The following is a 16,931-nucleotide window of genomic DNA, read 5'->3' as shown; positions in this document are numbered from 1 at the left end:
GTCTTGCTACCTTGGAGCCTCAGTGCCGATGACAGCCGCAAAGAAGAAAGGATTGGGCCGGGGGCTCGACGCCTTGCTCGGGGGCGCGCGTGAGGCCGGCGTGCAGCTGTCTGGCGCCGAGCAGGCACCGTCCGACGCTGAGGCGCTGACAGTTCCGGTGACCGGTGAACGGGTGCGCGATCTGGCGTTGGATCAGATCCAGCGCGGGCGGTATCAGCCGCGGCGTGATTTCGATGAGGAGCGCATGCGCGAGCTGGCCGATTCAATCGCGGCCCAGGGCGTGATCCAGCCTATCGTGGTTCGTCCCGTTGAGCCGGGTCGCTATGAGATCGTCGCAGGAGAGCGCCGTTGGCGTGCGAGCCAGCAAGCCGGACTCGATCGTATCCCGGTGGTGGTGCGTGAGGTCACCGAACAGGCCGCGCTGGCGATCGCGCTGATCGAGAACATTCAGCGCGATGATCTCAGTCCGCTGGAAGAGGCGGGGGCGCTCCGTCGCTTACTTGAGGAGTTCGGACTCAGTCATCTGCAGGTAGCTGAGGCAGTGGGTAAGTCGCGTAGTACGGTGACGAATCTGCTGCGCCTGCTCGAGCTGGAAGATGCAGTCAAGGCCTTCTTGGACGAAGGTCGTCTGGAGATGGGGCATGCGCGGGCCCTGCTTGGCTTGCGTGGTGAGTCGCAGCTGATCGCAGCGCGGCAGGTGGTCACCCAGGGTCTTTCGGTGCGCGACACCGAGCGTTTGATTCGTCGCATGCAAGCCGATGCCGATCATCCTGCGCCGAGTCGCGCAGAGCCCGCTCCAGACCCAAACATTCGCCGGCTTCAGGACGATCTGGCCGAGCGGTTGGGAGCGCGGGTGGCGATTCAGCACGGCACCAAGGGGACGGGGCGGCTGGTGATCAACTACAACAGTTTGGACGAGCTCGACGGCATCCTGGCACATATCCGCTAGCCACCAGGGCCATAAGCGATCTCGATACCTCCTATCGACACAAGACCATTTGCCCTCTCGATGCCGTGGCTCCATTGGATGTTGTGCGCTGATTTTAATGGCTTTTCTGCTTAATTCCGAAGGCGTTGAGGAGGCTTGGAGGACGCTGTTTCGGCCTCGCGAGCAGGGCTCGAACGTCTATCGGCGTTGACCGGAATATTCAGCAGAACTTATACTTCTCGAGCTTTAGGAGGGCGGCCGCATTTCAACCCAAGCGGATAGTCTGAATTCTCCAGACCGCGTGCAGCTCAAACGGTTGCTTGTCTGGCAGGTGGTCGTAACGGTCGTGGTCGTTTTGGTCGCCTTCTGGTTCGGTCTGGACGCACTGTATTCAGCCGCCGTTGGCGCTGGTGCCTGCCTCCTTTCGAATTGGTACTTCGCGTACCGCGTCTTTCAGCGCTATCAAGCACGAGAGCCGGGTCAACTACTCGCTCGCATCTATGGGGCCGAGTTCGCGAAGATTGCAATTGCCCTAGCCGTTTTCGGCCTGGCGTTTGCGCTGCTGGACCAGCTAAGACCGTTGGCGTTGTTTGGCGCCTACCTAGCGGTTCAATGGGTGCCGGCTGTGCTCGCGCAGCGTCCGGATGCACGCTCGAATAGCTAAAGAAGAGATCTCATCGATGGCCACCGCAGAGCTCACCGCTAGCGACTACATCCAGCATCATTTGACCAACCTCACCTTGGGTTGGCTGCCAGATCATGGACTGGTCTTCGCGCACAATGCTGAAGAGGCCGCCGCCATGGGGTTCTGGGCATTACATGTCGACAGTTTGCTGTGGTCGATCGGCCTTGGCTATCTCTTCCTGCTCGGTTTTCGCAAGGTGGCTGAGAATGTCACCGCTGGTGTCCCAGGCAAAGCGCAGAACTTCGTTGAGTGGATCATCGATTTCGTCAACGAGAACGTGCGCGGCTCATTCAGCGCAAAAAACGACATCGTCGCTCCGTTGGCCCTGACCATCTTCGCCTGGGTCTTCCTCATGAATCTGATGGACCTGGTGCCCGTGGATCTGATTCCCTGGGCTTTTGGTCAGTTCATGGGGCTGTTCGGCGCCGATCCGCATCATGTCTTCATGCGCGTCGTGCCGACCACTGATCCCAACATCACCTTCGGCATGGCGCTGGCTGTCTTTTTCATGGTGCTGTACTACAGCATCAAGATTAAAGGTGTGGGCGGCTTCGTGGGTGAGTTGACCCTGCATCCCTTCGGCAAGTTCGGCATTCCTGCCAACCTGATCCTGGAAGGCATTAGCCTGCTGTCGAAACCGCTCTCGCTCTCGCTGCGACTGTTCGGAAACATGTACGCCGGTGAGATGATCTTCATCCTGATTGCGCTGATGTACGGCCACAATATGGTACTTAGCCTCGGTGGCGGTGCGCTGCAATTGGCCTGGGCGATCTTTCATATCCTGATCATCACCCTGCAGGCCTTTATCTTCATGGTGCTGACCATCGTCTACCTCGACATGGCGCATCAGACCGATCACTGATCTTTCCTTTCACTGATCTTTTCGATCACTCAACGCTCTCCCGAGGGGAATTCAAATGGAAATCGCAGAAGCTCTTGTCATCGTTGCGGCCGGTCTGATGCTGGGTCTTGGTGCTATCGGCGCTGGTGTTGGCATCGGCGTGCTTGGCGGCCGTTTTCTGGAAGGTGCTGCCCGCCAACCCGAGCTGATCCCGATGTTGCGCACGCAGTTCTTCATCGTCATGGGTCTGACCGACGCGCTGCCAGTCATCGCCATCGCGATGGGTCTGTACGCGATGTTCGCACTCTGATCTCGTCTCGTCCCGGACGGACAGCAACGCTCACCGCGCGTCCCCCAACGAGGCTATAGGATGAACATCAATCTGACCCTAATCACCCAGATGATCGCCTTCGCGGTCTTCGTGGCGTTTTGTATGAAGTATGTCTGGCCGCCGATCATGAAGGCGCTGGACGAGCGGGCGACCAAGATCGCCGAAGGCTTGGCGGCTGCCGAGCGCGGCCAACAAGAGCAAGAGATCGGACGGCAGAAGGCGCTCGAAGAGATGAAGGCAGCCAAGGCTAAGGCCGCTGATATCGTTGCGCAGGCGCAGAAGCGTTACAACGAGGTCATGGATGAGGCCAAGCGCGATGCGCAGGGCGAGGCTGATCGCATCAAGACAGCGGCCCATGCCGAGATCGAGCAAGAGACCAATCGGGCGCGTGAAGAACTGCGCGAGCGGATGGCGGCACTCGCCGTGGCCGCTGCCGAGAAGGTCTTGGAAAAAGAGATCGATGCCAGTGCGCACAAGGCGCTGCTCGAATCCTTCGCGAAACAGCTTTAGGACACGCCGATGGCCGGAGACAGCACAACCATCGCGCGACCCTACGCCGAGGCCGCCTTCGAGGTGGCCCGCGCCAGCCAGCAGCTCGATGCCTGGTCCGACGACTTAGCCAAGCTCGCAGCCATTGTTGCTGACCCGCAGGTCGCTTCACAGCTCGGGAACCCGAAGCTCAGCGATTCCGAGCTGGTTGATCTACTCTTTGCGGTCGCCGGCGAGGGGTTGAGCGTCGAGATCCAGAACCTAGTCCGTCTGCTCGCCGAGAATGAGCGGTTGACGGTTCTGCCTGACCTCGCGCGCCTCTACGAGGCTCGCAAAACAGCGATCCAGGGCGTTCGGCACATCCAGATCCGCAGCGCTTACGCACTGTCGGCTGCAGAGCAACAGACCCTCCAGTCGTCGCTGAAGCGCCACTTTGGCACTGAGGTCGAGCTGAGGGTCGAGGAAGACGCGAGCTTGATCGGCGGTCTCGAAGTCCGTGCCGATGACGTCGTCATCGACGGCTCGGTGCGCGGCAGGCTGCAGCAGTTGGCTAACGAATTGCAATTCTGAACGGGACACCGCCATGCAACTCAATCCCTCCGAGATCAGTGATCTCATCAAACAGAAGATCGAGCAGTTCGACATCAAGACCGAGGCGCGCGCCGAGGGAACGATTGTCAGCTTGACCGACGGCATCGTCCGCATCTACGGGCTCTCTGACGCTCAGTACTACGAGATGCTGGAGTTCCCGAATAATACCTTCGGGCTCGCGCTGAACTTGGAGCGGGACTCGGTGGGTGCCGTGATCCTCGGCGACTACACGCATCTCTCCGAGGGCGACTGGGCGCGCTGCACCGGGCGCGTGCTTGAGGTGCCCGTTGGCGAGGGCCTGCTTGGCCGCGTTGTCGATCCGCTCGGCACCCCACTGGACGGCAAAGGCCCAGTCGATGCGGCGGCTCAGTCGTCGATCGAGAAGATTGCGCCTGGCGTTATTGCACGGCAATCCGTCGATGAGCCCATGCAGACGGGCCTCAAGGCGATTGATGCGATGGTCCCGGTTGGCCGCGGTCAGCGCGAGCTGATCATCGGCGATCGCCAGACCGGCAAGACCGCGGTTGCGATCGATGCAATCATCAATCAGAAAGGCACCGGCGTTAAGTGTATCTACGTCGCCGTCGGGCAAAAGAACTCCTCGGTCGCCGCCGTGCAGCGCAAGCTCGAAGAGCATGGCGCGATGGAACACACCATCATCGTCCATGCCGGTGCGTCCGATTCGGCGGCGCTACAGTTCATTGCGCCCTACTCGGGCTGTGCGATGGGTGAGTACTTCCGCGACAAGGGCGAAGACGCGCTGATTGTCTATGATGATCTCACCAAGCAGGCTTGGGCCTATCGTCAGGTGTCACTGCTGCTGCGTCGTCCGCCGGGTCGTGAGGCCTATCCGGGGGATGTCTTCTACCTGCATTCGCGCCTGCTCGAGCGTGCCGCTCGGGTCAACGCGGACTATGTCGAGAAGGCGACCAATGGCAAGGTCAAGGGCAAGACTGGCTCGCTGACCGCGCTGCCGATCATCGAGACCCAGGCAGGCGATGTCTCTGCCTTCGTGCCGACCAATGTCATTTCGATCACCGATGGTCAGATCTTCCTCGAGAGTGATCTGTTCAACGCAGGTATCCGGCCTGCAATCAACGCCGGTCTCTCGGTGTCGCGTGTCGGTGGTGCGGCGCAGACCAAGATCATCAAGAAGCTAGGAGGCGGTATTCGTCTCGCACTGGCGCAGTTCCGCGAGCTGGCGGCCTTCTCGCAGTTCGCTTCCGACCTGGATGAGGCAACCCGCAAGCAGCTCGAGCGCGGCGAACGCGTGACCGAGCTGATGAAGCAGCTCCAATATCATCCAATGGGTGTTGCTGAGATGGCGGTCTCGCTGTTCGCGGCGAACGAAGGCTATCTGGATGACGTTGAGGTGAAGAAGGTCGTCGATTTCGAGCGGGCGCTGCAGAGCTACATGGCGAGCAGTCACAAGTCCCTGCTCGAGGACATCAACGCCTCCGGTCAGTACGATGAGGAGGTCCAAAACGCGTTCCATAGCGCGATCAAGGACTTCAAGGCCAACAACACCTGGTAGAGGGTGGATTTCCCAGCCTCCATTGAGGTGGCTGGGGTGGTTAGGCTAAACCGAGTAGAGGTCTGGCGTGAGCGCGTCCAATCGGACGCGCCCGCTCACATACGGAGCACGCAATGGCAGGCGCCAAAGAGATCCGCACCAAGATTTCGAGCATCAAGAGTACCCAGAAGATCACGGGTGCGATGGAGATGGTCGCGACCTCAAAGATGCGCAAGGCGCAAGAGCGTATGCAGGCCTCGCGTCCTTACGCAGAGAAGATGCTGCAGGTGATTCGTCATCTGGCGAAGGCATCGCCGGAGTACCGGCACAGCTTCATGGCCGAGCAGCGCGAGATCAAGCGCGTTGGCTACATCGTCGTCTCCTCCGATCGCGGCCTCTGTGGCGGCCTGAACAGCAACCTGTTCCGACGCCTAGTGGCGAATATCAAACAGCAGAAAGCGCAGGGCATCGAGCCGGTGTTCTGCACCATCGGCAGCAAGGCGCTGGGCTTCTTCCGTCGCTTTGGCGGCAAGGTCGAGGCGCAGGTCACCCAGTTGGGCGATAAGCCGCATATCGAGGATCTGATCGGCACCGTCAAGGTGATGCTGAACGCGTTCGAGAGCGGCGAGGTTGACGCGGTCTATGTGGTCTATAACGAATTCGTTAATACCATGACGCAGCAGCCGATGATCCGGCAGCTGGTGCCCTTGCAGGCCGGCGACGATGAGCGCCCGACCGGGCCGATCTGGGATTACATCTACGAGCCTGATGCCCGACTCGTTCTAGACAGCCTATTGACGCGCTACATCGAGTCGCTGGTCTATCAGGCTGTGGTCGAAAACGGTGCTTGCGAACAGGCCGCGCGTCGCGTCGCGATGAAGGCGGCGTCGGATAATGCCGGCGACCTGATCGACGAGCTCCAGCTCGTCTATAACAAAGCGCGCCAGGCGGCGATCACGCAGGAACTGTCCGAGATCGTCAGCGGCGCTGCTGCCGTTGGCTAGCGGCCGGCCTCGCTCGCGAGCTGTCAGGGCACAGGCTTCTGACCGCGACGGCAACCGACTTCAAGGTAAACACGCCCTTGCGAACAGCTGCAAGGCAGAACAGAGGAATCCGCTATGAGTTCCGGTAAGGTGGTGGAAATCATCGGCGCCGTCGTCGACGTTCAGTTCCCGCGCGACGCGATGCCCAAGGTCTATGATGCGCTTCAGGTTGACTCGACCGGGCTGACCCTAGAAGTCCAAGCACAGCTTGGCGACGGTGTCGTGCGCACGATCGCGATGGGCTCGACCGACGGCCTTAAGCGCGGCATCGACGCGAGCAACACCGGTGCGCCGATCTCGGTGCCGGTCGGCCCGAAGACCCTGGGTCGCATCATGGACGTGCTCGGCAAGCCAATCGACGAAAAAGGCGACATCGGCGCCGAGGAGTCTTGGCCGATCCATCGCGACTCGCCCTCGTTCGAGGAGCAGGCCGGAGCGACCGAGATCCTCGAGACTGGTATTAAGGTCATTGACCTGATCATGCCGATCGCCAAGGGCGGCAAGGTCGGTCTGTTTGGCGGCGCCGGCGTCGGCAAGACCGTCACCCTGATGGAGCTGATCCGCAACATCGGCGCCGAGCATTCAGGGTTCTCGGTGTTCGCCGGGGTTGGCGAGCGCACCCGCGAGGGTAACGATTTCTACCACGAGATGACCGAGTCCAACGTTTTGGACAAGGTGGCCTTGGTCTATGGTCAGATGAACGAACCACCGGGCAACCGTCTGCGCGTGGCGCTGACCGGTCTCACCATGGCCGAGTACTTCCGCGAGGAAGGCCGTGACGTACTGATGTTCATCGATAACATCTACCGTTACACCCTGGCCGGAACCGAGGTCTCGGCACTGCTCGGCCGCATGCCCTCAGCCGTGGGCTATCAGCCAACGCTGGCCTCTGAGATGGGCGCCTTGCAAGAGCGCATCACCTCAACCCACACCGGCTCGATCACCTCGTTCCAGGCCGTCTACGTGCCGGCGGACGACCTCACCGACCCCTCGCCCGCGACCACCTTCGCGCATTTGGACGCGACCCTGGTGCTCTCGCGTCAGATTGCTGAGTTGGGTATCTACCCGGCCGTGGACCCGTTGGATTCGACCAGTCGTATCCTCGATCCGAACATCGTTGGCCAGGATCACTATGACACCGCCCGTGCGGTACAGGGCACGTTGCAGCGCTATAAGGAGCTGAAGGACATCATCGCCATCCTGGGGATGGACGAGTTGTCCGAGGACGATAAGCTGATCGTCTCCCGCGCCCGTAAGATCCAACGCTTCTTGTCGCAGCCGTTCTTCGTCGCCGAGGTCTTCACGGGCTCGCCGGGTAAGTATGTCAGCCTCAAGGACACCATTGCCGGCTTTAAGGAGATCGTCGCTGGTGAGCACGACAGCCTGCCCGAGCAGGCCTTCTACATGGTCGGTTCCATTGATGAGGCCGTCGCCAAAGCGGAGAAGATGTGATCGCCACGCGGTCGCGGAGGGTCTGAATCATGGCAATGACTGTTCACGTCGACATCGTCAGTGCGGAGGGTGCGATCCACTCCGGACTTGCGGCGATGCTCTACGCCCCCGGCGAGATGGGCGAGCTGGGTATCGCGGCACGGCACGCCCCGCTGGTCACCCGGCTCAAGCCTGGTGATGTCCGGGTCGAAGACGAGCAGGGCAACCAAGAGCACTTTTACGTCTCTGGCGGCATGCTTGAGGTGCAGCCCGACATCGTTACGGTCCTGGCGGATACCGCGATTCGTGCCGAGAACATCGATGAGGCCAAGGCATTGGAGGCGAAACGCCGGGCGGAGGATGCGCTTGCAGGTCAAACCGCAGAGTTTGAGTATGCGAAGGCCCAGGCCGAGCTTGCCGAGGCCATCGCGCAACTTCGAGCCATCGAAAAGTTGCGGAAGATGAAGGGCTGAGAGGGGCGTCTATCCCTTTGTCCTGGTGATGCACCCCCGCCCTTGAGCGGGGGTGTTGCATTTTGGGGATTGAAAGCGATCTCGTCGTCGGGATAGGCGCAGCAGGAGGCGCCTGAGTTATCATCCCAACAAGCGCGGTTTGACCGCCGATAGCGTCGATGGGCGCAAATGGGCGCAGAGACCTCAATCGGCTTCCATCAAACCAAGCGTTACCGGATCGGTGAACCTGGGAATTTTAAGAGGATGCGTCGATGAAGCTCGGTGTTGTCGTGCTCGCTGCGGGAAAGGGAACGCGGATGCGATCAGCCTTGCCGAAGGTGCTGCATCCCTTGGCTGGCCGGCCCTTGTTGGGGCATGTCCTTGATGCCGCGGCTGCGCTGGGCGCCGCTCAGGTCGCCGTGGTGTACGGCCATGGTGGCGAGCAGGTGCCGAACGCCTTTCCTCAGTCGAAGGCGGAGTGGGTTGAACAGCGCGAGCGTCTGGGTACCGGGCATGCCGTGCTCCAGGCGATGCCAGCGATGGCGGCCATGGATCGGGTCCTCGTGCTCTATGGCGACGTGCCCCTGATTGAGCCCGAGACCCTGACGCGATTGGTTGACGATACGGTTGAGACAAGCCTTGGACTCTTGACGATGGAACTTGTTGACCCGACCGGCTACGGGCGCATCGTTCGCGACAAGAGTAACCGGGTGCTGAGGATCGTCGAGCAGAAGGATGCAAGCACCGCCGAGCGCGCCATCACGGAGGTGAACACGGGTATCATCGTCGCCGAGCGTACCCGCCTTGCCGATTGGCTGGGGCGGATCGGCAATGATAATGTCCAGCATGAATACTATCTCACGGACATCATTGGGCTGGCGGTCGCCGATGGCGTGACCGTGGCGACCACCGCGCCGGAGACGCTTGAAGAGGTGGCTGGCGTCAACGACCGCGCGCAGCTTGCGCTGCTCGAGCGCCACTATCAACGCGGGATTGCCGAGAAGCTGATGCTCGGCGGGACGACGCTCGCCGATCCGAGCCGGCTGGATGTGCGCGGCTCGCTGAGCTGCGATCAGGATGTCTTTCTGGACGTGAACCTGGTCTGCGAAGGTCGGGTGAGGATCGGTGCCAACTGTCATATCGGACCGAACTGCTTGCTCAAAGACTGTACGCTCGGTACCGGGGTCGAGGTCATGGCCAACAGTATCATCGAGGGTGCCTCGGTGGCGTCCGGTGCGCGTATCGGTCCCTTTGCCCGGCTGCGACCGGGGTCCGAGATCGCCGAGGATTGCCATATCGGTAACTTCGTCGAGGTCAAGAAGTCACGCATCGCGGCCGGCAGCAAGGTGAACCACCTAAGCTATGTCGGCGATGCCGAGATTGGCGCTGGTGTCAATGTCGGCGCGGGGACCATCACCTGCAATTATGACGGTGCCAACAAGCATCTGACCGAGATCGGCGATGGTGCCTTTATCGGCTCCAATACGGCGCTGGTTGCCCCTGTCGTGGTTGGCCCCGGTGCAACTATTGGCGCCGGCTCGGTGATCAGTCGAAACGCACCCGCCGAACAACTCACCCTCACCCGAGCCCCGCAGGCGACGATTGAGGGTTGGACGCGGCCAACCAAAGCCGCAATCAAGTCGTCGACCTAGGCCAGCAGTGTTCGACATGGCGACCGGACCTGGTTGCTTTTGCTTGGCAGCCGACGCAGCAGATACCATCAGGCCCTATCGTCTCAACTGAGGAGGCTGCCCATGTGCGGCATCGTTGGCGCCATTGCGCACCGCCCCGTCTCGCCGATCCTGCTTGAGGGCCTCCGGCGGCTTGAGTATCGAGGCTATGACTCGGCCGGACTCGCCGTCATCCAGCCTGACGGGCGGATTGGGCGTCTGCGTACCTTGGGTAAGGTCTCCCAGCTCAGTGCCGCGCTCGAAGAGCAGCCCTTGGAAGGTACGCTGGGCATCGCCCATACGCGCTGGGCGACACATGGCGAGCCCTCGACCCAGAATGCGCACCCTCACATTGCGCGCCTGCGTTGTGCCTTGGTCCACAACGGCATCATCGAGAACCATGAGCAGTTGCGCCAGGAGCAGACCGCGACGGGCCATCGCTTCACCTCGCAAACCGATACCGAGGTGGTTGTTCACGCGATCTATGACGCGCTCGAGGCCGGTCAGGACTTGACCGAAGCGGTGCGTGCAACCATCGCGCGATTGGATGGGGCCTACGCGCTCGGCGTCATCGACACCCAATTCCCTGATCGGCTGGTTGCAGCGCGTCAAGGCAGCCCGTTGGTCATCGGTGTTGGCTTTCAGGAATACTTCATCGCCTCGGACGTCTTCGCGCTGTTGCCGGTCACCAACCGCTTCATCTTCCTCGAGGAAGGGGATATCGCCGAGCTGCGTCGCGACCAGCTGAGTATCTGGAACGCCCAAGGCGAGCGCGTCGAGCGTTCGATGCGCGAGTCTTCGGTGGCGGCGGATTCGGCCGAGCGCGGGCAGTATCGGCATTTCATGCAGAAGGAGATCTTTGAGCAGCCGCGCGCCATCGCCGACACCCTTGAAGGTCGACTCAGCAGCGATGGGGTTCTGCCCGAGGCCTTTGGTGTGGGCGCCGAGCAGATCTTCGCTGAAGTGCGGGCGGTCACCATCGTGGCCTGTGGTACCAGCTACCACGCTGGATTGGTGGCGCGCTACTGGATCGAGTCCCTCGTCGGCCTGCCCTGCCAGGTCGAAGTGGCCAGCGAGTATCGGTATCGCAAGCAGGTGGTCTCGCCGAGCTCGTTGTTCGTGACCCTCTCGCAATCGGGTGAAACCGCCGACACCCTCGCCGCGCTGCGCATCGCGAAAGACAGCGGCTATGTCACCACGCTGGCAATCTGCAACGTGCCAGAAAGTAGCCTGGTGCGCGAGTCCGATCTGGTCCTATTGACCCGCGCCGGTCCCGAGATTGGGGTCGCTTCCACCAAGGCCTTCAGCACACAGCTGGTCGCGCTGCTGTTATTGACGCTGACGCTTGCACGTCTCCACCGGGATGGCGGGCGCCGAGATGGAGGGCATCAGGAGCGCTTGGACCAGAAGGGCTTACACCAAGAGGGCCTGCAGGCTGAGCTATTGCGCTCGCTGCCGGCCCAGATCGAGCGCGTGCTTGCGCTCGACGAGCAGGTCGCCGCGCTCGCCGAGCAGTTCGTCGAAAAGCACCATTGCCTCTTTCTCGGCCGGGGTGAGGCCTATCCGATTGCGATGGAAGGTGCGCTCAAGCTCAAGGAGATCTCCTACATCCATGCTGAGGCCTATCCAGCGGGTGAGCTCAAGCATGGGCCGCTCGCGCTGATCGACGAAGACATGCCCGTCGTTGTTGTCGCACCGAACAACGCCCTGCTCGAGAAGCTGAAATCCAACCTTGAGGAGGTCCGCGCCCGTGGCGGCCAGCTCTTTGTGTTCGCCGATAACCAGGTCCCCTTACAGCAAGATCCAGGCGTCACCATCATCCGCGTTCCCGAGACCGACGACCTGATCGATCCGATGGTGTTTACGATCCCGCTGCAGCTGTTGGCCTATCACGTCGCTGTGTTGAAAGGCACCGACGTCGATCAGCCGCGTAACCTCGCCAAGTCGGTGACGGTCGAGTAGAGGGCTCCAGTTAGCCGACGAGACCGCCGGCTAGCCTGTACAAAGCATCGCCAAGGGAGCCGGGCGATCAACCCAGGCACCTGATTCAGGCGTGATAGGGGCGGCTCTGCTCATGCACCGCCGCCACCATGGCAGCGGCGTGATCCGGGTTGATGTCTGGATGGATGCCATGGCCAAGATTGAAGACGTGGCCGGTACCGCGACCGTAGCTGGCGAGCACGCGCCCGACCTCGCGCTGGATGCGCTCGGGTGAAGCGTAGAGAGTGCAGGGGTCGAGGTTGCCTTGCAGTGCGACCTTGTCACGCACCAGCTTGCGGGCGTCGGCCAGATCAGTGGTCCAGTCGACACCGAGCGCATCGCAGCCGGTCTCGGCCATGCGGTCGAGCCATTGACCGGCGCCTTTGGCGAAGAGCACCACCGGTACGCGTCGGCCATCCGCTTCGCGGGTGAGCCCGTCGACGATGCGCTCCATGTAGCGCAGCGAGAATTCCCTGAAGTCCGAGGGCGTGAGCACGCCACCCCAGGTGTCGAAGACCATCACGGCCTGGGCGCCACGGGCGATCTGGGCGTTGAGGTAGCTGGTGACCGAGTCGGCAACCTTGCCGAGCAGATTGTGCATTAGGTTGGGTTGGTCGAACATCAGCGCCTTGCTGTGGGCGAAATTCTTCGCGCTGGCGCCTTCGATCATATAGGTCGCTAGCGTCCAGGGCGCGCCGGAGAAGCCGATCAGCGGCACCCGTCCGTCGAGCTCCTTGCGGATCAGCGCGACCGCGTCCATGACGTAGCGCAGCTCGTCTTCCGGGTCGGGCACGGCGATTGCGTCGATATCCGCGGCGGTGCGCACCGGGCGCGCGAACTGTGGTCCTTCGCCCTCGGCGAACGAGAGGCCAAGGCCCATGGCGTCTGGGATGGTGAGGATGTCCGAGAACAGGATGGCCGCATCGAGCGGGAAGCGCTCGAGCGGTTGGATGGTGACCTCGCAAGCGAGCTCTGGCGAGCGGCAGAGATCCATGAAGCTGCCAGCCTTTGCGCGGGTCTCGCGGTACTCGGGGAGGTAGCGACCGGCCTGGCGCATCATCCAGACCGGGGTGTAGTCAACGGGCTCGCGCAGCAGGGCGCGCAGGAAGGTATCGTTCTTGAGCTCGGTCACAGGCAGGGTCCGGCAGCGGTGGTGAATGGGGTTGTTGTCGCGAGCAGGATACTACGGCGATTCGCCCGCTGTCAGGGGCGGATGCGGCTGAGGAGCGACACAGGCAGCGGCTGTTCTGACCCAGGCGCGGCGCTCTTTGATCCAGGCGCGGATTTTTTCATGCACCGCGATTGACCGCGGATAAAGACTGGCTGCGGAAAATCAGGGGAGCAGCGGTTACAATCGCGCGATGGATGACGTCTCCCGTATTCTCGATCCCCTGAACCCGGCCCAGCGCGAGGCGGTCACTGCTGATGCCGGCAATCGTCTGGTGCTGGCCGGCGCTGGCTCCGGCAAGACCCGGGTGCTGGTGCATCGCATCGCCTGGCTGCTGCAGGTGCAAGACGTGCGGCCCTGGCGCATCCTGGCCGTCACCTTCACTAACAAGGCCGCGCGCGAGATGAAGGGCCGCATTCAGGAAATGCTCGGCGAGCCGATCGGCGGTATGTGGGTTGGTACCTTTCATGGCTTCGCGCATCGCTTCCTGCGCGCGCACTGGCAGGATGCCGGGCTGCCGCAGCAGTTTCAGATCCTAGATTCCGATGATCAGTTCCGGTTGCTGAAGCGCACGATGAAAGCGCTGGAGCTGGATGAGTCGCGCTGGCCGCCGCGTCAAGCGCAGGGCTTCATCAACAGTCAGAAGGACGAAGGCCGACGGCCGCGGCAGATCGATGCCGCGGGGGACTTTTTCCAAGAGCAGATGCTGCGCGTCTATCGTGCCTATCAGGAGGCTTGCGATAAGGCCGGCAGCCTCGACTTCGCCGAGCTGCTGCTGCGCGCGCATGAGCTGCTGCGCGAGCGTCCGGACATCCTGCACCATTACCGCGAGCGGTTCGCGCACATCCTGGTCGACGAGTTCCAGGATACCAATACCATCCAGTACGCCTGGCTGCGACTACTGGCCGGCGAGCGTGACAACCTGTTCCTGGTTGGCGACGACGATCAATCCATCTATGGCTGGCGCGGTGCGCGGGTCGAGAATATTCAGAGCTTCCAGCGCGACTATCCGAATACCCAGATCGTTCGGCTGGAGCAGAATTATCGCTCCACAGGCACCATCCTCGGCGCCGCCAACGCGCTGATCGCCAATAATCCGAGCCGGCTCGGCAAGCACCTCTGGACCGAGGACAGCGCCGGCGAGCCGGTTCGCCGCTACGCCGCCTTCAACGAGATCGATGAGGCGCGCTTCGTGGTCGAGCGCATCCGCCGCGCGAGCCAGGAGGAAGGATTGGCGCGCAGCGACTGTGCCATCCTCTATCGCACTACGGCGCAGTCACGGCTGTTCGAGGAAGCGCTGATTCAGGCCGGCCTGCCGTATCGGGTCTATGGCGGGCAGCGCTTCTTCGAGCGGGCCGAGATCAAGGATGCGTTGGCCTATCTGCGCCTGATCGCTCATCCGAGTGACGAGACCGCGTTCGAGCGCGTCGTCAATCTGCCGCCGCGCGGGATTGGAGCGCGCACGGTGGATCTGCTGCGCACCCAGGCGCGAGCGGAGAACAGCACGCTGTGGGAAGCCGCGCGCTTGGCAGTCAGTCGCGCGTTGCTGCCGGCGCGAGCGACTGGTGCGCTGCGCGGGTTTATCGAGCTGATCGAGGTGCTCGCCAAGCAAGCCCAGACGGAGCAGGGGCTTCCGGATCTGGTCGCTGAGGTGTTGGAGGCGAGCGGGCTGCCAGCGCACTATGAGAAGAACAAGGACGGTCGCGGCATTGAGCGGCTAGAGAACCTGGAGCAGCTGGTTGAGGCAACGCGTCGTTTTGCTGCCGAGGCGCCGAATGATGAGGGGGATATCCTTGGCAGCTTCCTTGCCCACGCCGCGCTCGAGGCCGGTGAATCCCAAGCCGATGGCTTTGAGGACAGCGTGCAGCTGATGACCTTGCACAGCGCCAAGGGGCTGGAGTTCCCACTGGTCTTCATCACCGGGGTGGAAGAGGGGCTGTTCCCGCACAGCATGTCGGTTAGCGATCCGACCCGCCTCGAGGAGGAGCGGCGTTTGTGCTACGTGGGCATGACCCGCGCCAAGCGGCAGCTCTATCTGACCCATGCCGAGAGCCGGCGTTTGCATGGGCGCGAGGATTACGCCATGCCCTCGCGTTTTCTGCGCGAGGTGCCAGCTGAGCTGATCGAGGAGGTCCGCGGCGGTGGGATCTCGCGGCCGCACGGTGGCGGGGCTGGATCGGGCTTTGGAGCTGCGCGCGCTGGGGCAGGGTCTAAGGTTGCTACTGCCGATGCCGGCGGCGGATTCCAGCTCGGGCAGCGTGTCCAACATCCGAAGTTTGGTCCCGGGGTGGTCCTGAACGCAGAGGGGCGCGGCTCTGGCGCCCGTATTCAGGTCAACTTTGAGTCAGCCGGTGCCAAGTGGTTGGTGCTCGACTATGCGCGGCTTGAGCCAGCGGAATGATGCAGTGAATGACGACAGAATCTGGACCTGCTTGCCGACCCGCGATCAGCGCTGAACGGCCGTCGCGGATGAGCACAGAGACTCCAAGACGCTGTAGCGCCTGTTGACGCAATCTATGGGGCCCTTCTTCGCCAGGCCATTGCCATTAGCGCTCTATGTGCACATGCCTTGGTGTGTGCGCAAATGCCCTTACTGCGACTTCAATTCCCATGCAGTGCAGAACGGGATTCCCGAAGATGCCTATCTTGACGCCTTGTTCAGCGACCTCGATGCTGAGTGCCAGCGGCTCGCGTCTGCGCCCGCTCGGCCCCTGATCTCGATCTTCATCGGTGGCGGCACGCCGAGTCTGTTCTCAGGGTCGGCGATTCGCCGTCTGCTTGATGGCCTGAGGACGCGGTTCGCGCTAGCGCCTGATGTCGAGATCACGCTGGAGGCGAACCCAGGCAGGGTCGATGAGGCGCACTTTGCGGGCTATGCCGAGGCGGGGGTGAATCGATTGTCGATGGGGGTGCAATCGCTCGCGGCTGAGACGCTCGCGCGACTCGGGCGTATCCACACTGCGGACGATGCGCGGAGGGCGGTTGCGGTGGCGCGAGCGGCTGGCATCACAAACATCAACCTGGACCTGATGTTCGCGCTCCCGGGGCAGGACTTAGCGGCTGCGCGTGAGGATTTGGAGCAGTCGATGGCGCTTGAGCCAACGCACCTCTCTTATTACGAACTGACTCTCGAGCCAAAGACCGCGTTCTTCCAGCAACCGCCGGCCCTGCCTGATCCCGATCTGGCGGATGCGATCCAGCAGCAGGGTTTCGAGCTGCTGGCGGAGGCCGGTTTCGAGCGTTATGAGATCTCGGCCTTTGCGCAGCCAGGCGCTCGCTGTCGCCACAACCTCAACTATTGGCACTTTGGCGATTATCTTGGAATTGGCGCCGGGGCGCATGGGAAGCTCACTGCCGCGAACTCTGGGCTGGTCGCGCGTCGGACAAAGCGACGTCAGCCGAATGCCTATATCAATGCCTGTCAGAACGTCTATCTGAGCGCCAATGACCCGACGAGCTCGGTATGGACCCTCTCGGAGCAGGATTTGCTTGAGGAGTTTGCGTTGAACGCTTTTCGTCTGGTCGATGGCTTCACCGCTATAGACTTCGAGCGCAGCACTGGGCTCAGTGCAAGCCATCTCAAACCGGGCTTGGACGCTGCAGAAGCGCTTGGATTGGTGTCTCGGATCGAGGCTCGAGATCCTAGTGCGATGCATCCAACGGCACGAGGTCTCGCATTCTTGAACGACCTGATAGGCTGCTTCACGCTCTGAGCAGGGCCATTCAGGATGCAGCGGACCAATGAAAAAGGCCGGGCAAATGGCCCGGCCTTGGTCTAAGTCACCACTGGAGTTGGCCCTTTGGGCTGA

At 61.9% G+C, this 16,931-nt stretch carries 15 protein-coding genes; 14 read left to right on the top strand and 1 reads right to left on the bottom strand.

Going from position 1 to position 16,931, the window contains the following annotated elements; translation table 11 throughout:
- Positions 1-28: 28 nt before the first annotated feature.
- The 12 genes from VBE63_RS02075 (at position 29) to glmS (ending at position 11,936) form a co-directional block, all read left to right on the top strand.
- The gene (locus tag VBE63_RS02075) at positions 29-949 is read left to right on the top strand and encodes a ParB/RepB/Spo0J family partition protein (RefSeq protein WP_323681328.1); all 921 of its coding nucleotides are present in this window, start codon (positions 29-31) and stop codon (positions 947-949) included.
- Between the two features lie 295 nt (positions 950-1,244).
- Positions 1,245-1,592, top strand: coding sequence for an ATP synthase subunit I (locus VBE63_RS02070; RefSeq protein ID WP_323681326.1), 348 nt, complete (start codon positions 1,245-1,247; stop codon positions 1,590-1,592).
- Positions 1,593-1,608: 16 nt separating this feature from the next.
- Positions 1,609-2,475 (top strand): F0F1 ATP synthase subunit A, encoded by an 867-nt coding sequence (atpB, locus tag VBE63_RS02065; RefSeq protein WP_323681325.1) that lies wholly within the window; start codon positions 1,609-1,611, stop codon positions 2,473-2,475.
- Positions 2,476-2,530: 55 nt separating this feature from the next.
- Positions 2,531-2,764 carry a F0F1 ATP synthase subunit C gene (gene atpE / locus VBE63_RS02060; protein ID WP_150091495.1) on the top strand — a complete coding sequence of 78 codons (234 nt, stop codon included), beginning with the start codon at positions 2,531-2,533 and terminating at the stop codon, positions 2,762-2,764.
- Positions 2,765-2,824: 60 nt separating this feature from the next.
- On the top strand, positions 2,825-3,295 hold the full coding sequence (locus VBE63_RS02055; RefSeq protein WP_323681324.1) for a F0F1 ATP synthase subunit B: 471 nt from the start codon (positions 2,825-2,827) through the stop codon (positions 3,293-3,295).
- A 9-nt stretch (positions 3,296-3,304) separates the two neighbouring features.
- Positions 3,305-3,844 (top strand): F0F1 ATP synthase subunit delta, encoded by a 540-nt coding sequence (locus VBE63_RS02050; protein WP_323681323.1) that lies wholly within the window; start codon positions 3,305-3,307, stop codon positions 3,842-3,844.
- Positions 3,845-3,857: 13 nt separating this feature from the next.
- Positions 3,858-5,399: a F0F1 ATP synthase subunit alpha gene (gene atpA / locus VBE63_RS02045; RefSeq protein ID WP_323681322.1), complete on the top strand. Its 1,542-nt coding sequence runs from the start codon at positions 3,858-3,860 to the stop codon at positions 5,397-5,399.
- A gap of 113 nt (positions 5,400-5,512) precedes the next feature.
- On the top strand, positions 5,513-6,382 hold the full coding sequence (gene atpG, locus VBE63_RS02040) for a F0F1 ATP synthase subunit gamma (protein WP_323681321.1): 870 nt from the start codon (positions 5,513-5,515) through the stop codon (positions 6,380-6,382).
- A 114-nt stretch (positions 6,383-6,496) separates the two neighbouring features.
- Positions 6,497-7,873: a F0F1 ATP synthase subunit beta gene (gene atpD / locus VBE63_RS02035; RefSeq protein ID WP_323681320.1), complete on the top strand. Its 1,377-nt coding sequence runs from the start codon at positions 6,497-6,499 to the stop codon at positions 7,871-7,873.
- Positions 7,874-7,902: 29 nt separating this feature from the next.
- Positions 7,903-8,325, top strand: a complete 423-nt coding sequence (locus tag VBE63_RS02030) for a F0F1 ATP synthase subunit epsilon (RefSeq protein WP_323681319.1) — start codon at positions 7,903-7,905, stop codon at positions 8,323-8,325.
- Positions 8,326-8,576: 251 nt separating this feature from the next.
- Positions 8,577-9,956 (top strand): bifunctional UDP-N-acetylglucosamine diphosphorylase/glucosamine-1-phosphate N-acetyltransferase GlmU, encoded by a 1,380-nt coding sequence (glmU, locus tag VBE63_RS02025; RefSeq protein ID WP_323681318.1) that lies wholly within the window; start codon positions 8,577-8,579, stop codon positions 9,954-9,956.
- A gap of 102 nt (positions 9,957-10,058) precedes the next feature.
- On the top strand, positions 10,059-11,936 hold the full coding sequence (gene glmS / locus VBE63_RS02020; RefSeq protein WP_323681317.1) for a glutamine--fructose-6-phosphate transaminase (isomerizing): 1,878 nt from the start codon (positions 10,059-10,061) through the stop codon (positions 11,934-11,936).
- Positions 11,937-12,021: 85 nt separating this feature from the next.
- On the opposite strand, the gene hemE is transcribed toward glmS, so the two are convergent.
- Entirely contained in the window at positions 12,022-13,086 is a 1,065-nt protein-coding gene (gene hemE / locus VBE63_RS02015; protein ID WP_323681316.1) for a uroporphyrinogen decarboxylase, read from the bottom strand.
- A 229-nt stretch (positions 13,087-13,315) separates the two neighbouring features.
- On the opposite strand from hemE, the gene uvrD reads away from it, so the two are divergent.
- Entirely contained in the window at positions 13,316-15,523 is a 2,208-nt protein-coding gene (gene uvrD, locus VBE63_RS02010; protein ID WP_323681315.1) for a DNA helicase II, read from the top strand.
- Positions 15,524-15,638: 115 nt separating this feature from the next.
- A complete protein-coding gene (gene hemW / locus VBE63_RS02005) occupies positions 15,639-16,835 on the top strand; it encodes a radical SAM family heme chaperone HemW (protein ID WP_323681314.1) in 1,197 nt (398 codons plus the stop codon).
- Positions 16,836-16,931: the final 96 nt, after the last annotated feature.

It is taken from the genome of Lamprobacter sp., from assembly GCF_034860625.1.
Taxonomy (GTDB): domain Bacteria; phylum Pseudomonadota; class Gammaproteobacteria; order Chromatiales; family Chromatiaceae; genus Lamprobacter.
Note: the sequence above shows the minus strand (reverse complement) of the source record. Positions and strands in the feature narration are given on the sequence as shown.

Coding starts and splice junctions, on each gene's coding strand:
- VBE63_RS02075 (WP_323681328.1), top strand. CDS start 29: ATGACAGCCGCAAAGAAGAAAGGATTGGGCCGGGGGCTCGACGCCTTG.
- atpB (WP_323681325.1), top strand. CDS start 1,609: ATGGCCACCGCAGAGCTCACCGCTAGCGACTACATCCAGCATCATTTG.
- atpE (WP_150091495.1), top strand. CDS start 2,531: ATGGAAATCGCAGAAGCTCTTGTCATCGTTGCGGCCGGTCTGATGCTG.
- VBE63_RS02055 (WP_323681324.1), top strand. CDS start 2,825: ATGAACATCAATCTGACCCTAATCACCCAGATGATCGCCTTCGCGGTC.
- VBE63_RS02050 (WP_323681323.1), top strand. CDS start 3,305: ATGGCCGGAGACAGCACAACCATCGCGCGACCCTACGCCGAGGCCGCC.
- atpA (WP_323681322.1), top strand. CDS start 3,858: ATGCAACTCAATCCCTCCGAGATCAGTGATCTCATCAAACAGAAGATC.
- atpG (WP_323681321.1), top strand. CDS start 5,513: ATGGCAGGCGCCAAAGAGATCCGCACCAAGATTTCGAGCATCAAGAGT.
- atpD (WP_323681320.1), top strand. CDS start 6,497: ATGAGTTCCGGTAAGGTGGTGGAAATCATCGGCGCCGTCGTCGACGTT.
- VBE63_RS02030 (WP_323681319.1), top strand. CDS start 7,903: ATGGCAATGACTGTTCACGTCGACATCGTCAGTGCGGAGGGTGCGATC.
- glmU (WP_323681318.1), top strand. CDS start 8,577: ATGAAGCTCGGTGTTGTCGTGCTCGCTGCGGGAAAGGGAACGCGGATG.
- glmS (WP_323681317.1), top strand. CDS start 10,059: ATGTGCGGCATCGTTGGCGCCATTGCGCACCGCCCCGTCTCGCCGATC.
- uvrD (WP_323681315.1), top strand. CDS start 13,316: ATGGATGACGTCTCCCGTATTCTCGATCCCCTGAACCCGGCCCAGCGC.
- hemW (WP_323681314.1), top strand. CDS start 15,639: ATGGGGCCCTTCTTCGCCAGGCCATTGCCATTAGCGCTCTATGTGCAC.